The organism is Kitasatospora sp. NPDC056731 (assembly GCF_040687675.1).
Lineage (GTDB): Bacteria > Actinomycetota > Actinomycetes > Streptomycetales > Streptomycetaceae > Kitasatospora.
In genome coordinates this window covers 1-14,200 of sequence record NZ_JBFBNR010000047.1, presented here as the reverse complement: position 1 = coordinate 14,200, position 14,200 = coordinate 1, and the positions used below count along the sequence as shown (strand labels likewise).

Here is a 14,200-nt window from a genome sequence, read left to right as displayed (position 1 = left end):
AGCCATTCTCCGGAGCAGCTCTCAGGTAGGGGGTCGGGGGGAGACGTCCGGGCCAGTGCCGCCGCACTACCGCGGGATCACAGATCGGTGCGGCCGGGAACGACCAGTCCCGTCTCGTAGGCGAGGACTGCGGCCTGGGTGCGGTCCCGCAGCTGCAGCTTCTGCAGGATGCTGCCCATGTGCGTCTTGACGGTCTGCTCGGCGACGACGAGTTCGGCGGCGATCTCCGCGTTGGACAGGCCCCGGGCGACCAGCGTGAGTACCTCGGTCTCGCGGTTGGTGAGGACGTCGATCCGCACCTGGGCGGGCGGTTTCGCCGAGCCGCCCAGCCGGGCGAACTCCGTGATGAGCCGCTTGGTGAGCCCGGGCGACAGCAGCGCGTCCCCGGCGGCCACGACGCGTACCGCCTCGGCCAGTTGGACCCCGGAGGCGTCCTTGAGGAGGAACCCGCCAGCGCCGGCCCGCAGCGCCTCGTACACATACTCGTCGAGGTCGAAGGTGGTCAGGACGAGGATCCTGGTCGACAGGCCGGCCTGCCCGGTGATCCGGCGGGTGGCCTCGATGCCGTTCAGTCCGGGCATCCGGATGTCCATCACGATCACGTCGGGGCGGAGCTCCTCGGCCTTGGCCACCGCGTCCAGGCCGTCCACGGCGGTCGCGATCACCTCGATGCCGGGCTGGGCGCCGAGGAGCACCGAGAAGGCCTCGCGAACCATCGCCTGGTCGTCGGCGATCATCACTCGGATCGTCATGCGGTCTGTTCCCTGTCTGTCCGGACGGCTGGGGCGGCGGGCACCGGCAGCAGCGCGGTGACCTCGTAGCCACCGTCGGGGGTGGTGCCGGCGGAGAACTCCCCGCCGAGCATCACGGCACGTTCGCGCATGCCCAGGAGGCCGTGCCCGGCTCCCGGCGAGGGCTCGGCGGCCGCGGTGCCGGGCCCGTTGCGGATCCGCAGCCGCAGGGCGGCGTCGGTGTACGTCAGCTCGACGCGGGCCGCGGCGCCCGGGGCGTGGCGCAGCGTGTTGCTGAGCGCCTCCTGCACGATGCGGTAGGCCGACAGCTCCACGCCCTCGGGCAGCGGGCGGCGCGTCCCGGAGACCACCGCCCGCACGTCGAGCCCGGCCGCGCGCACCCCGGCGAGCAGGTCGTCGAGCCTTTCCAGGGTGGGCTGCGGAGCCTCGGGAGCACGCCCGCCGGGACGGTCCTCGGAGCGCAGCACGCCGAGGAGGCGGCGCAGCTCGGTCAGTCCCTCCAGGGCGCCCGCGCGGATGTCGGCCAGCGCCGCGACCAGTTCCCGGGGCGGGTCCGCGACCCGGTACGGGGCGGCCTCGGCCTGGATGGAGATGACGGACATGTGGTGGGCGACCACGTCGTGCAACTCGCGCGCGATGCGGGCGCGTTCCTCCAGGACGGTGCGGTGCGCCCGCTCCTGCGCGAGGGCCCGCTCCTGCTCCGCGAGCCGGGCGCGGACCTCCCTCGTCCGGCGTACCCCGGTCGCGGCGGCCACGACGAGGGCGAACAACACCAGCACGATCACCGTGAAGTACCAGGGCCCGATCCGCCCGCCCGCCAGCTGCAGTCCCAGCAGCAGCGCGGTGCTCAGCGCCACCGTCTCGCCCGTCACCCGCGGCGGGTTGCGCAGCGCGACCAGGAACGACAGCCCAGCCTGCACGGCCCACGCCCATCCCGTGTACGGCGCGAAGGGCGGGTACAACGAGAACACCGGCAGCATCATCAGCGACAGCCACCAGGCCGGCAGCGGCCGGCGCAGCGCCGGTACCAGGAGCGCGGCGTGGAGCATCCCGAGCGGCCGCAACGGGATGTCCTCGGTAGCGGAGACGGCCGCGAAGACCGCCACCGCGACGACCGCGCCGTGCGGCAGCCACCTCAGCAGTCCCGGCCCGCTCATGGGCGGCATGGGCTGCGGGGCCGGGGTGAACAGATCCTTCCTCACGGTGTGCAGCGCTCCGCGCACCGACCACCTCCTAGTCCTGTCCATACGGTCAGCATTGTCCAGTTCGTCCACCGGACGGCCGCGGCCGGGGCGCTCAGCAATGCGGACGCTCACGGTGACTTCCTCGGCCGGGGTGCATTCGGTCACCACGCTACGGAACGGACCCGCCGGCCGGCCTCCCGCCGCGGAGCCGTCCTCGGCCTGGCTCTCAGGTATGAGGCGTCACGGGCGCCCGCCTCCGGAGGGACCGCCCGACGATACATCCGCAACGGCGGCCGGCCCTTGGTGTGGGGCCGGGGCTATCGGGTGTGGAGGCGGTGGGCGGTGCGCCGGACCCACCAGAGGGCGGCTGCGGTGACGGCCAGGGTCCAGGCGAGTTGTGGCGCGGCGTACGGGTGGCCCTGGGCTGCGGAGCGGGCGAGCGGGAACAGGAGGGTGCCGACCGCCAGCGGGCCGCGCAGGTACCAGAGCGCCACCTGGCCGGGGCCGGTGTTGCCCATGGGGGTGTTGACGCCGATCGTCAGGTGCATGGGCACAACGCCCCGGTAGGAGCTGACCAGCGCGGCCGCGGTGAGTGCGGGTACGGAGGCGAGGAGCGGGAGGAGTCCTGCGGTGTCCCGGTCGGCGAGCGCGCACGCCAGTACGCCGGCTCCGGTGAGCGCGAGGAGGAGGCCGCCGGGCACCGCCGAGTGCTGGAGGGCGAGCGACTTGAACGTCCAGGGCAGGTTGGTGGAGCGCCGCGGGTCGTCGCTCTCCAGCCGTGCCGGCTCGGTGAGTTGAGCGGCCGCCAGGTATTCGGCGACCAGGGACAGCACGACGACGATCTGCTGTGCGGTCGAGGTGAAGGAGGGGGCCGCCGCGGTCAGTCCGACGGCGATTCCGCTCCAGACGACGGCCCACCCCAGGCGGCGGGGGTTGCGCAGCAGGCAGGTGAGGTCGCGCCACGGGACCAGTAGCAGCCGGTGCCGCGGCATGGGGAGGCGGAGCCGGGGGGTGCTGCTCCGCTCCTTGAGCCGCGGTACTCCGGAGCGGGCCTGGCGGAGGTCGAGCATGAGGACGGACGTGCTGATCTGGGCGGCGACCGTCGCGCGCAGCCTGAGGGCGGCTTGCGGGATCGCGGGCAGTTCCCGCCAGGCGAGGGCGAGGGCGAGCACCGGGGTGCCGACGGACAGCACCGTGCCGACGGCGCCCGCCGTACCCACGAGGCCGAGCGCCCACAGGAGCGGTTGGGACGCCCACCCCCACGGGCCCGACCAGAGCAGGAGGCCTTGCAGCCAGCCCGTCCGCCCCTGCGTCCATGCCGTCCACACGCCGGCGGCGGCGACCGCGGCGAGGAGCCACCCCGCGGCGAAGACCCTGCGGCCGTACCGGGACATCCACTGGTCATTCCGCTCGACCAGGACGCCGACCGCGCTCGTGGTGAGCGCCACCGAGACGCCCGTCCAGGAGCCAGCCAGGGTCAGCAGGATCCACGACTGCGGGGCCAGGCCCTGCAGCAGGAAGCCCGCGACCGCGCCGGCGACGCCGCTCACCACGGAGGCCAGCGCCACCGAGGACCGCAGCCCCGGCGCGAGCAGGGCCCGCCGGTCGACGGCCGAGGGCAGCAGGAAGCCGGTCGTGGCCCGGTCCAACAGGACCGGGCCCCGCCACATCGCTCCCCGGGCGGTGAGCAGCAGGGCGAGGACCAGCACCGCCGGGATCAGCGCCAGGAGCGTCGCGGACGCCTGTTCCCCGATCTGCACGGGCGGCCGGTCGGCCGCCCGGGTCGAACTCGTCCACTGGAGCAGGGCGGGGACGCCCCAGCAGCCGCCCACCAGGAGGACCGTGTAGGCGATGAACCACGCGCTCCTGCGCTTCTCCTGGCGCGTGCCGCTCCGGGCTTCGCGCAGGAACAGCAGGGTGTCCGCGGTGCAGTCCCCCGACCTGTCGGGCACCCGTGCCCTCGTCCCGGTCGCGGGTGCCACGCTGTCGCTCAAGCCGTTCATCCTTCCCCCTGCACCGCCCCGGACGGGCCCGAGCGCCCCGAACGCGAGCCGACTTCGACGATCTGGTCCGCGACCTCGTTCAGGGCCCGGTGGTGGGTGGCCATGAGGACGGCCGCTCCGCGGTCGCGGTGCTCCGCGATCAGGCGGGCGAGGGCGGTGCGGGCGTGGGAGTCGAGCCGCTGTTCGGGCTCGTCGAGGATGAGGAGGTCGTGCGGCCGGATGAAGGCGGCGGCGAGGAGCAGCGCCTGGGTCTGCCCGGAGGACAGGGCCGAGGGGAACTGTTCGGACTGCGCCGTGAGGCGGTGCGACTCCAGCGCCCTGTCGACCGCGGCATCGGCTCCGGCGCCCATGCCGTGCGACAGCGCCACGAGCCGCAGGTGCTCCCGCACGGTGAGGTCCGGGTAGAACGCACCGGGATCCATCACCGACGCGACCCGCTTGCGCACGTCCAGGGAATCCTCGTGGATCTCTTCCCCGTCGAAGACGACCGATCCTCCGGACGGTCTCTCCCGGCCGGCCGCCACGCGGAGCAGGGTGCTCTTGCCGGATCCGTTCTCCCCGACCAGGGAAACGCACTCACCACGGTGGATGCGGAGGGAGACCCGGTCGAGCACGGTGCTGTCACCGTACGCGTGTGTGACGTCGACGAGTTGCAGCAGCGGTGCGCCCGCCGCCTTGCCGGTTTTGTTTTTCAATCGACGAGCCGTCTTCTCTCGGATGATCGAAACGTTCATTTTCACACTTTTCTGAACATTGGGCCGATCATAGCAAGGCGTCCCAATCCTGCAAAGCCGACCCAAATACACCCTCCGGGCGGCCCGGCATGCGCGCTCCGGCCGAACCCGAACCCGAGCCCGAGGCCGTCAAGTCAAATGGGGCGATTCGAGGCCATACGGACCGTTCGACGGAATCCGCCGCCCGCCCGGATTCTCGATCAAGGCCTGACCTGCGATATCAATGATCGAATACAGGAACACCCGGGGACTCCACAACAAAAGGGGCATTGCACAGAATTCGAGGAATGTCCACCTACAATGGAATTGGTCAATTTCTTCGAAATTATCCGCCGCCGATTCGCATTGCGCACACCATGGACACATCAAGGGTCTTCCCGTGGTTACCGAAACGACATATGGTCGAACGGCAGCGGCCGGCAGCGGACGTCGGTCCTCTGTGGGTTGGCCGCTGTCTCCACCATCAAAAGGAGAAAGAGTGAACGCCACCGAATCGCGTGTCGAGTTCGTGACCGATGCCGTCAACGCTTCGTTCGCGGAGGCGCAGGAGGGTTTCGTGAACGCACACAACGCTCCCGCGATGACCACCCCCACCATCATCGCCGTGTGCGAGGTCGTCGTGACGGGCAGCACGATCTGCCTCGGCTGCTGAACCAACTGACCCACCGGTGACACCACCCATGTGAGCAGACGGGCCGGAAAGGGGGACGAGCGGTTCCCCTTTCCGGCCCCGTTCGACCGGAGCACGAGGACGCGTGAATGCCATTCACTAAGATCGTCAACGAGCCTTCCCACCCCATATCGCGCGAGGACGCGCATTACTGGACGCTGGCCCCGGCCGCGGTGGGCGAGATCATCAGCGGCCTCGAAGCCTTGACCCGGACAGCCGCCTACGGGCCCAACGGCCTTTTGCAGGGCCTGAGTTCGAAACGCGATCGCAGCTTCGTCCCGCAGGCTCTCCGCAAGGCGATCGACAGCCGCGGCGGTGCCGTCGCCATCAAGGCCATGGGCGTCGTCGGCGGAGCGCTGACCCTGACCGGCCGCAGGAGCCGGGCGCAGCAGATCACCGGAGCCGGCCTGATGCTGGCCTCCAGCGGCCTGAGCAAGTACCGCACCTCGTTCGGCAGGGACGGGGCGGACCACATGGCCGCCCTGATCTGCGGCTACCGCGTGCTCACCGCCTTGGTCCCCGAGGCCGAGAAGTCCGACGACCTCTTCCTGCGCGCGGTCAACGCCCAGACCTTCATCGCCTACGTGACCGCCGGCGCGGCGAAGGCCATCTCCAGTACCTGGCGGTCGGGCGAGGCGCTGGAACAGGTCCTGCAGACCCAGCAGTACGGGGACAGCGCGGTCGCCAAGTGGCTGAAGAAGAGCCCGCTGCTGTGCAGTTCGATGACGTGGTTCACCATCGTCTGGGAGACGGGGTTCCCGGTCGTCTACCTGCTGGCACCCGCGGACGCCCGCAGGGCCCTGGCCGGCGTCAAGCTCTTCCACCTGGGCATCGCCGTGACGATGGGCCTGCCGCGGTTCTTCTGGGGATTCAGCTCGGCCCACGCGGCGGTCCTCTACGCCGTGGACCGCCTCCCCAGGAACGGGGGCCGGGGATGAGGTTCGAACGCCAGGTCGTCGCCACCTTCGGGGCCGCCGCCGTGGTCAGCGCCTACCTCTCGTACATCCGCCTGGAGGAGGAGTACACCCGGCGCGGCGGGCTCAAGGGGACCTCCCTGATCCAGGGCCCGGACGGCCTCGCGATCGAGTACGCGCTCGATGGCGGGGAGCTCGGCCCCACCGCCCCCGTCGCGGTCCTCGAAAGCGGCCTGGGCGCGCCGCTGGAGTCCTGGGACTGGGTGGCCGGGCTGCTCAGCCGGCGCTTCCGGGTCCTGCGCTACCACCGCAGCGGGTACTGGCGCTCGAAGAGCAGGCTGCGGCCGGCCCAGTTGGTCGAGTTCCTCCTGCAACAGCTCGCGCCGCAGGGCGACGTCGTCCTGTGCGGCCACTCGATCGGCGCCCTCACCGCCATGAACGTCGCGGCGGAGTCCGCGTACGTGCGCGAGCGCGCCACCGTCCTGCACATCGTCGACGGGACGGACGCCGTCCTCCTCGGTGAGGACCGCGGGTCGAAGAGGCGGGTGGCGCGCTACAACCAGGACACCGCGCGACGGCTGCTCGGCTCGGCCCTGGGCACCACCCGCTGGCTGACGAGCCCCACCGAGCGGGAACTCGAATACCGCCCGGACATCCAACGGGCGTACCTGGCCTCGATCTCCAGCCCCCAGGTGCTGCTGGCGGCGCGCCAGGAGTACCTCCACGAGCCCCTCGCCGGCCAGGACTTCGTGGCCGCCGGGCCGCTGCGGCGCGTCGTCATCTCGGCCGCCAACAACACCGAACAGCAGCGCAAGCTCAGCGAGCGGGTCGCCGCGGACTTCCACGTCGTGCCGGCGAGCAGCCACCGGTCCATCATCGCCAAGCCCGCCCTGGCGCAGCAGACGGCGGCGATCATCCTGGAGAACTCATGAGCGCGTGGCGCAGGGCCGTCGCGTCCCTGGTCAAGGCCGCCCTGGTGACGCACGTCGTGCTGACGGTCTTCGAGAACCTGCCCGACGACAAGCTGCCGATCAAGATGCGCCTGCCGTTCTTCCCCGACCTGCCGCAATGGCGCTTCTTCGCCCCGAACCCCGGCATCGAGGACCTGTACGTCTTCTACCGCACGCGCGCGACGCCCGCAGACGGGTGGACCACGTGGGCCGACCTGGCCATGCGGAACGAGGCGAAGCCGCTCGCCGTGCTGTGGAACCCGGGGAGCCGGGTTCCCAAGGCGCTGTTCGACATGGCGTCGCAGGTGCGCACGCTCGCCTCGAACGGGGCCATGTTCGAGTGGATGCTGAACAGCGACGGGTACAACCTGATGGCCGGGGCCGTGCGGGACGCGTGCAGGCAGAACAGCGAGTCGGGCGACTACCAGTTCATGATCGTGGCGTCCGTCCCGACCGAGGGTGCCGACGGGATCAAGCCCATCATGATCTCGCCGGAACTCGCCCTGTGAACCGGGGGAATACCGAGATGCCCGAAAGCACCGAAAGCACCGGAATCGGCGGAAGCGCTGGAAACGCCGGAAGCAGCGGAAATCAGGAGATCCCCGATCTGGGCGAGAAGCGGATCCTGTTCATCGTGACCGGATCCATCAACGCCGCGCTCACGCCGTACTGGCTGCACTGGCTGCGCCAGTCGTTTCCCCGGATCACGAGCGACCTCCTGGTGACCAGGTCCGCACAGCGTTTCGTGACGCTGGACGCGCTGCGCCGACTGGTGGGCGGCGACGTGTGGACCGACGACTACGCCGACCCCTCCCTCCCGGAATCCGCGCACGTGGAGATCGGCGAACGCGTCGACGCCTTCGCCGTCTTTCCCGCGACGCTCGATTTCGCCATGCGGCTCGCCGCGGGAAACTGCAACACCCCCGCCACCATGGCGTTGCAGATCACCGACAAGCCGATCGTGCTCGCCACCGCCTTTCCGGCCGGAAATGCCGTCGTCGAACGCAACATGGAGCTCCTGCTGCAGCGCCCGAACGTCTCGGTCAGCCGAACCGTCGCGGCGTACAGCGTCGGGAAGCGAAAATGGGAGGGCGAGACCGGCTTCTACCTGCCGTCGGTCCTGAAGGAGCTGGAAGGAATGTTCGATGCGGAGGGCCGCCGGTAGCGCCTGCTCCTGGTAGCCACTCCGCCCGTGGAATCCCGCGCGGCGGACCGACCATGAACGAGGCGGACCGACCATGAAATGGAACAGCGACGTCGCGGTCGTGGGCAGCGGGCCGAACGGCCTGGCGGCGGCCGTCACCTTCGCCCGTGCCGGGCTGCACGTGGACGTCTACGAGAGCCAGGACGAGATCGGCGGCGGCCTGCGCACACACGCCCTCTTCGACAGCGACGTACGGCACGACATCTGCTCCGCCGTCCATCCGATGGCCGCCGTCTCGCCGTTCTTCCGCCGGTTCGACCTGTCGGCCCGCGGCGTCGACCTGCTCCAGGCGGAAGCGTCCTACGCCCATCCGCTGGCTGACGGGCGAGCCGCCGTGGCGTACCACGACCTCGACCGGACCTGCGACGCACTGGGCCGTGACGGCGCCGGCTGGCGGCGGCTGATGGCACCGCTCCTCGGCCGCAGCACCGAGATCGGGGAGCTCTTCCTCTCCGACTTCCGCTCCGTCCCCACGTCCCTGCGGACTCCGGCGATGCTCGCGTGGCGGTCCCTGGTCCACGGGACGGCGCTCGCCACGCGCCGGTTCGCGACCGACGAGGCGGCCGCCCTCCTCGCCGGGGTGGCCGCGCACGCCGTCGGCAGGCTCCCCAGCCTCGTCGGCGGAGCCGTGTCGGTCTTCCTCGGCCACCTGGCGCACAGTTCGGGGTGGCCGGTGCCGCGCGGCGGGAGCTCGGAGATCGCGGCCGGCCTGGCCGAGGACATCCGGCGCCACGGCGGGCTGATCCACACCGGTGCGCGCATCACCGAGCTGGCGCAGGTGCGCGGTTCGCGCGTCGTCATGTTCGACACCGGGCCGAAGGAGTTCTCGGCCGTGGCGGGCGACCACCTGCCCGCCGCCTACCGGCGACGACTCCGCAGGTTCCGGTACGGGCCCGCGGCGGCCAAGGTCGACTTCCTGGTGTCCGAGGCGATCCCGTGGCGCAACACCGCCGTGGCCAGGGCCGCCACCGTGCACCTCGGAGGGTCGCAGGCGCAGATCTACCGCCGGGAGTCCGGGGTCGCCCGCGGTGTCGACGCGGGCGACCCCTTCGTGCTGCTGGTGGATCCCGGCGTCGCCGATCCCGACCGGGTCCGCGCCGGGAAGAGGCCCGTCTGGGCCTACGCGCACGTGCCCAACGGGTACGCGGCGGACCCCACCGGCTCCGTCACGGCACAGATCGAGAAGTACGCGCCCGGGTTCGCCGAGACGGTCCTCGCCGCCAGGAGCACCAACGGCGTCCAGTACGAGGCGTACAACCCCAACTACGTCGGCGGGGACATCGGGGCCGGGGCCCTGACCCTCGGCCAGCTGCTCATGCGCCCGACCCTCCGGTGGAACCCGTACGCGACCCCGCTGCCCGGCGTCTACCTGTGCTCCGCGTCCACCCCGCCCGGTCCGGGCGTCCACGGCATGAGCGGCTACCTCGCCGCCGTCTCCGCGCTCCGCCGGGAGTTCGGCATCGCCGCGCCGCCCTCGCTCGGGCCCCGTCCGCCGTCTTTGCGACGTGAACCGTGACGGCGGCGTCATCGATCGGAGAGGCTGCTCGGCAAGGGTGGTGGCGGCGGGTCCGCCCCGTGGGACCCCTGGCGTCTTTGGAGGAGACCGATGTCCGCACCTGTTCAGCACCACCGGTTCGCCGTCGACGAGGACGGCAACGACCTGGGGTACGCCCTGTCGCTGCCGGACGGGTACGACGAGGGCCCCGGGCCGTGGCCGCTGCTGCTGTTCCTGCACGGTGCCATGGAGCGCGGCGAGGATCTGGCGGCGCTCGCCGTGCATGGGCCGGTGCGGCAGATCGCCGCCGGGGCGAAGCTGCCGTTCGTGGTGGTGGCCCCGCAGTGCCCGGCGCACAGCTCGTGGGTCGCGGAGGTGAGCGCGCTGGCGGCCCTGGTCGAGGACGTGGCGCGGACGTACCGGATCGACCCGGACCGGCGGTACGTGACCGGGCTGAGCATGGGCGGCACCGGCACGTGGGCGCTCGCCGCCCGGTACCCGCGCCGGTTCGCCGCCGCCGTGCCGATCTGCGGGTCCGGGCTGAGGGAGGCGGCGCCGCGCCTCGCCGCCCTCCCGGTGTGGGCCTTCCACGGTGGGGAGGACGACGTCGTCCCGGTCGCCCACACCGAGCGGGTGGTCGAGGCGCTGCGGGAGGCGGGCGGTCCGGTGCGGTTCACCCGCTACCCGGGGGTCGGCCACGACTCCTGGACGCGGACGTACGACGACCCCGAGGTCTACGCCTGGCTGCTCGCCCAGTCCCGCCGGTCCCGCAGCGCGGGCTGAGAACGCCGACGGGCCCGGCAGGCGCTACTGCTGGGGGCCGGTCGCCTGGCGGGAGCCGGTCCGGGGGCGGGTGGGGTGCGGGACGGACGCGGGCAGGGCGTGCCCGATGCGGTCGTCGGTGTGCCAGGACTGCGACTGGAAGACCAGGAACACCGCCGCCCACCGGCTCTCCGCCGGCAGGTGGATGAGCAGCGCGCCGTCCTGGCAGACGCCGTCGTCCGTCCGGAACCGCCCGCTGTTGCCCTGGTTCATGTGCACGTCGTGCACGCCGTTGCCGGGCAGGAAGCCGAACACCTTGTCCGGGATGCCGGGTTCGGGCCCGAAGCGCTGCCCGAAGACGTACACCGCGGCCGCCGGGTCGGCGATCGCCCGCTGGACGTGCTGGTCGAGCAGGTCGGCGAGGTCGTTGTCCGGGCCCGGGAGGTCGGGCGGCAGGACGCGCATCGCCGCGGGGTCGAACAGGTGCCCGCGGACGAAGTCCAGGCTCGCCGTGCCCGGCCGGGACGGCAGCGGGTTCCAGCCGCTGCCGGCCGGCGGGAGGAGGCCGGTGACGGGGTGCCGGAAGTCCTCGACCGCGAGGTAGCGCAGGTCCGCGGGGGCCTGCTGGGAGAGGACGTTGACCGCCGCGCGGTAGTCGGTGCCCCCGGCGTCGCGCAGGTGGATCTGGTAGTGCGGGGTGTCGGTGGCGCCCTCGCGGCGCCGGTCGACGGCGGTGGCGGCGAGCACGCCGTAGTCGCTGATCGGCATGGGTGTGGTTCCTCGGTTCCCTGGCTGCTGGCCCTGGTGCCTCGCCGGCCGGTCGGCCGGGGTCCCTCCGTTATCGCGCACACCGCCGACCGGGGGCTGTGGAATCCGCAGTTGTTCATCTGCCGTCCCCCGAACGGGCTTTCGCGCCGCAGAACGTTGACGTCGGGGCGCCGGCGTCCGGGGACTGGACGAGGGCCGGACGAGGGCCGGACGAGGGCGGGCCGGTCAGTCGGCCGGTGCCGGCCTGCCCCGGCCGGGCGCGGCGTGGAAGCGTCTCGGCCGCCCCCGGAGCAGCTCGCCGGTGACGAAGGCCGTCACCGCGGCGACGATCAGCAGCGGCATCGCATCGGCGGCCTGGCCGCCCAGCAGCGCCGTCGCCAGCACCGTGCTGGTGACCGGAAGCCGGGTGACGGCCGCGCCGGAGGCGGCCAGTCCGACGGCCAGCGCGGGCGCGGTGCCGAAGCCGGGCAGCGGCGCGCAGGCCGCCCCGAGCGCGGCACCGATCAGGATCGCCGGGAAGATCGGGCCGCCGCGCAGGCTGCCCAGGGCGATCCCCCAGCCGACCGTCTTGCACAGCACCAGGGCGAGCAGCGCGCCGATCGACCAGACCGCCGGGTCGGCCGCCAGCGCGCCCAGGGTGGCCTGCCCGGAGAGCGCGGCCTCCTCCGGTGAGCGACCGGTGAGCAGCGCGTACGCCGCGAGGCAGGCCCCGACGGCGATCGCGCACAGCACCGTCCGGACGGCGGTCCGACGAGCGGTCGGCACCGGCCGGGGGCCCGCCGGATCGCCCGTGGTGAAGGCCTTGACCCGCCGGCCGAGGGCCTGCCCGGCCACGCAGACCACGGCGATCACCACCGCCAGCGGGACGCCCCAGAGGAAGTCGCCCAGGTCCGGGACGCCGCTCTCGGGCACCCGCGGCAGCGAGAGCGCGCCGATCGACAGCCCGGTCCAGTGGCCGAAGCCGGTGAAGACCAGCGCACCGACCCCGCTGGCCAGCAGGCAGGGCAGGATCAGAGCGATCAGCCGCGGGCCGCCCAGCCCGGCCGCCTCGATCATCATCACGCCCGCCACCAGCGGGCTGCCGAAGATGGTGGAGATCGCCGCCGCCGCCCCGGCTGTGCCCAACACCGGTACCAGTTCCGGGTGTTGGGCCCGACTGGCGGACCGGACGGCGAGCAGCGCGAGGCCGCCGCCGATCGCCATCAGCGGCGCCTCCGGGCCGAGCACCGCGCCGAGCGGCAGGCAGGCGAGCGCGGCCAGCACCACGCCGGGGACGGCGCCCGGCGGGGTGGGCGGGCCGCCCAACCCGTCCACCGGGACGTGGCCGCCACGCCCGGGCAACCGGGTGACCACGGGGGCGAGCAGCAGGCCGGCCAGCAGCAGCGCGGGCAGCGGCCACCACCAGGGGGCGCGGTCGAAGCCGGCGGCGACCGGCAGGCTCTCCCAGACCCAGTGCTGGAGTTGGTGCTCCAGGCCGACGAAGCCGAAGGCGACCAGCGAGACCGGGGCACCGATCAGGGTGGCGACCAGCAGCAGGCCGAGGTAGCCCTTGCCGAGCAGCACCTGGCGCAGGGTGGGGCCACCGTTCTGCTGCTGGGGCGTCCCCGGCATCGCCGCTCCTTCGCGCTCCCGGGGCGCGCGGCCCCCGTCCTGCGACCGAGTCTCGCCCGGGGCCGGGCGGCCCGCACGGCGTGCGACCCGTCAGCCGGGCGCCGGACGAGCGGAGTTGCGCCGTTCGGGTGAGAGCGCTCTCCGGGGCAGGTGGGCGTCGGAGCGGGTGGGCGTCGACGGCGGCCGGAGCCAGCAGCCGACGATCGGAGCCAGCGGTCAGAGCCGGTGGGCGTCGCCGAGCGCGCTCTCGATGCCCTGGACCATCCGCCACAGCGGCGCCCGGCGACTGGCGACCAGCACCACCACATCGTCCGCCCCGGACTCCCCGGGCTCCCCGGACCCCCCGCCCGCGCCGTTCTCGCCGCCCGGGCGGCCGTTCCAGGTGCCGGTGACGAAGGCCATCGCCGCGTCGACCTCGACCACCCAGTCACTCTCGCCACCCGAGCGCAGCCAGGTACGCAGGGCGTGGTTGTGCGCGGCGACGACGGCGGCGGCGGTCACGTCGGCACGCAGCGGGCCGTCCGGGCGGTCGGCGAACCGGCCGCGCAGGTAGGCCGCGAGCGTGTGCTCGTAGCGCCAGACCACCGACAGCTCGTACGCCCGCAGGCCGGGGACCTTGCGGGTGAGGCGGTAGCGCTGGACGGAGAAGGAGGGCTGCTCGGCGTACATCCGCAGGACGAGCCGGGCCGCGTCGCAGGCGTGCTTGACCGGGTCCTCCTCGCCGGTGCCGGACTCCAGGAACTCCGTCATCTCGGCGAGGCTGCGCTCGTGGTCCGGGAAGACCACGTCCTCCTTGGCCGGGAAGTAGCGGAAGAAGGAGCGCCGGCCGACCCCGGCGAGCGAGACGATGTCGTCGATGGTGGTCTGCTCGAAGCCGCGTTCCAGGAAGAGCTCGAAGGCCGCGGCGACGAGCGCCTCGCGCATCGCCGGCTTGGCGGGCCCGTCATTCATGGGCAGGTCCTGCTCTTCCTTCTCGCTCATTCCCGGAACATAGCATCGGCCCCGAACGGCCGGACCGGGTGCTCGGCCCGGCCGTCGGTGCACCTCGGAGAGGCTGTTACGGCAGGTTGCGGGCCATGACGATGCGCTGGACCTGGTTGGTCCCCTCGTAGATCTGGGTGATCTTCGCGTCCCGCATCATCCGCTCCACCGG

15 protein-coding genes are annotated in these 14,200 nt (G+C 72.5%); 7 read left to right on the top strand and 8 right to left on the bottom strand.

What is annotated here, in order from left to right; all coding sequences use genetic code 11:
* Window positions 1-77: 77 nt before the first annotated feature.
* The 4 genes from AB0R04_RS32405 to AB0R04_RS32390 form a co-directional block, all read right to left on the bottom strand.
* Window positions 78-752, bottom strand: coding sequence for a response regulator transcription factor (locus tag AB0R04_RS32405; protein WP_363377203.1), 675 nt, complete (start codon window positions 750-752; stop codon window positions 78-80).
* Window positions 749-1,909, bottom strand: coding sequence for a sensor histidine kinase (locus tag AB0R04_RS32400; RefSeq protein WP_363377202.1), 1,161 nt, complete (start codon window positions 1,907-1,909; stop codon window positions 749-751). Before AB0R04_RS32400 ends, AB0R04_RS32405 begins: the two co-directional genes overlap by 4 nt.
* 344 nt (window positions 1,910-2,253) lie before the next feature.
* Window positions 2,254-3,930: a DUF6297 family protein gene (locus AB0R04_RS32395; RefSeq protein ID WP_363377201.1), complete on the bottom strand. Its 1,677-nt coding sequence runs from the start codon at window positions 3,928-3,930 to the stop codon at window positions 2,254-2,256.
* Between the two features lie 5 nt (window positions 3,931-3,935).
* Entirely contained in the window at window positions 3,936-4,634 is a 699-nt protein-coding gene (locus tag AB0R04_RS32390) for an ABC transporter ATP-binding protein (protein ID WP_363377200.1), read from the bottom strand.
* 517 nt (window positions 4,635-5,151) lie between these two features.
* On the opposite strand from AB0R04_RS32390, the gene AB0R04_RS32385 reads away from it, so the two are divergent.
* The 7 genes from AB0R04_RS32385 (at window position 5,152) to AB0R04_RS32355 (ending at window position 10,689) form a co-directional block, all read left to right on the top strand.
* Window positions 5,152-5,325: a cypemycin family RiPP gene (locus AB0R04_RS32385; RefSeq protein WP_159398383.1), complete on the top strand. Its 174-nt coding sequence runs from the start codon at window positions 5,152-5,154 to the stop codon at window positions 5,323-5,325.
* 107 nt (window positions 5,326-5,432) lie between these two features.
* Window positions 5,433-6,281 (top strand): hypothetical protein, encoded by an 849-nt coding sequence (locus tag AB0R04_RS32380; RefSeq protein WP_363377199.1) that lies wholly within the window; start codon window positions 5,433-5,435, stop codon window positions 6,279-6,281.
* Window positions 6,278-7,189 (top strand): alpha/beta hydrolase, encoded by a 912-nt coding sequence (locus AB0R04_RS32375; RefSeq protein WP_363377198.1) that lies wholly within the window; start codon window positions 6,278-6,280, stop codon window positions 7,187-7,189. The genes AB0R04_RS32380 and AB0R04_RS32375 overlap by 4 nt, the downstream gene beginning before the upstream one ends.
* Entirely contained in the window at window positions 7,186-7,716 is a 531-nt protein-coding gene (locus tag AB0R04_RS32370; RefSeq protein WP_363377197.1) for a hypothetical protein, read from the top strand. The genes AB0R04_RS32375 and AB0R04_RS32370 overlap by 4 nt, the downstream gene beginning before the upstream one ends.
* 17 nt (window positions 7,717-7,733) lie before the next feature.
* The gene (locus AB0R04_RS32365; RefSeq protein WP_363377196.1) at window positions 7,734-8,372 is read left to right on the top strand and encodes a flavoprotein; all 639 of its coding nucleotides are present in this window, start codon (window positions 7,734-7,736) and stop codon (window positions 8,370-8,372) included.
* A 73-nt stretch (window positions 8,373-8,445) separates the two neighbouring features.
* Window positions 8,446-9,927 (top strand): NAD(P)/FAD-dependent oxidoreductase, encoded by a 1,482-nt coding sequence (locus tag AB0R04_RS32360; protein ID WP_363377195.1) that lies wholly within the window; start codon window positions 8,446-8,448, stop codon window positions 9,925-9,927.
* Between the two features lie 90 nt (window positions 9,928-10,017).
* The gene (locus AB0R04_RS32355; protein WP_063346944.1) at window positions 10,018-10,689 is read left to right on the top strand and encodes a PHB depolymerase family esterase; all 672 of its coding nucleotides are present in this window, start codon (window positions 10,018-10,020) and stop codon (window positions 10,687-10,689) included.
* 24 nt (window positions 10,690-10,713) lie between these two features.
* Here AB0R04_RS32355 and AB0R04_RS32350 read toward each other — a convergent pair whose 3' ends face one another.
* The 4 genes from AB0R04_RS32350 to AB0R04_RS32335 all read right to left on the bottom strand — a co-directional run.
* Window positions 10,714-11,436 carry a YukJ family protein gene (locus tag AB0R04_RS32350; protein WP_363377194.1) on the bottom strand — a complete coding sequence of 241 codons (723 nt, stop codon included), beginning with the start codon at window positions 11,434-11,436 and terminating at the stop codon, window positions 10,714-10,716.
* A gap of 225 nt (window positions 11,437-11,661) precedes the next feature.
* Window positions 11,662-13,047 carry a chloride channel protein gene (locus tag AB0R04_RS32345; protein ID WP_363377193.1) on the bottom strand — a complete coding sequence of 462 codons (1,386 nt, stop codon included), beginning with the start codon at window positions 13,045-13,047 and terminating at the stop codon, window positions 11,662-11,664.
* 216 nt (window positions 13,048-13,263) lie between these two features.
* A complete protein-coding gene (locus tag AB0R04_RS32340) occupies window positions 13,264-14,028 on the bottom strand; it encodes a TetR family transcriptional regulator (protein ID WP_363377192.1) in 765 nt (254 codons plus the stop codon).
* Window positions 14,029-14,104: 76 nt separating this feature from the next.
* Window positions 14,105-14,200: acyl-CoA dehydrogenase family protein (locus AB0R04_RS32335; protein WP_157849844.1), on the bottom strand; the 96-nt coding region annotated here is incomplete at its 5' end.

What these genes read in the sequence shown, in the direction of transcription:
- AB0R04_RS32405 (WP_363377203.1), bottom strand. Translation starts at nt 752, where the DNA reads ATGACGATCCGAGTGATGATCGCCGACGACCAGGCGATGGTTCGCGAG.
- AB0R04_RS32400 (WP_363377202.1), bottom strand. Translation starts at nt 1,909, where the DNA reads ATGAGCGGGCCGGGACTGCTGAGGTGGCTGCCGCACGGCGCGGTCGTC.
- AB0R04_RS32380 (WP_363377199.1), top strand. Translation starts at nt 5,433, where the DNA reads ATGCCATTCACTAAGATCGTCAACGAGCCTTCCCACCCCATATCGCGC.
- AB0R04_RS32375 (WP_363377198.1), top strand. Translation starts at nt 6,278, where the DNA reads ATGAGGTTCGAACGCCAGGTCGTCGCCACCTTCGGGGCCGCCGCCGTG.
- AB0R04_RS32370 (WP_363377197.1), top strand. Translation starts at nt 7,186, where the DNA reads ATGAGCGCGTGGCGCAGGGCCGTCGCGTCCCTGGTCAAGGCCGCCCTG.
- AB0R04_RS32365 (WP_363377196.1), top strand. Translation starts at nt 7,734, where the DNA reads ATGCCCGAAAGCACCGAAAGCACCGGAATCGGCGGAAGCGCTGGAAAC.
- AB0R04_RS32360 (WP_363377195.1), top strand. Translation starts at nt 8,446, where the DNA reads ATGAAATGGAACAGCGACGTCGCGGTCGTGGGCAGCGGGCCGAACGGC.
- AB0R04_RS32355 (WP_063346944.1), top strand. Translation starts at nt 10,018, where the DNA reads ATGTCCGCACCTGTTCAGCACCACCGGTTCGCCGTCGACGAGGACGGC.
- AB0R04_RS32350 (WP_363377194.1), bottom strand. Translation starts at nt 11,436, where the DNA reads ATGCCGATCAGCGACTACGGCGTGCTCGCCGCCACCGCCGTCGACCGG.
- AB0R04_RS32345 (WP_363377193.1), bottom strand. Translation starts at nt 13,047, where the DNA reads ATGCCGGGGACGCCCCAGCAGCAGAACGGTGGCCCCACCCTGCGCCAG.
- AB0R04_RS32340 (WP_363377192.1), bottom strand. Translation starts at nt 14,028, where the DNA reads ATGAGCGAGAAGGAAGAGCAGGACCTGCCCATGAATGACGGGCCCGCC.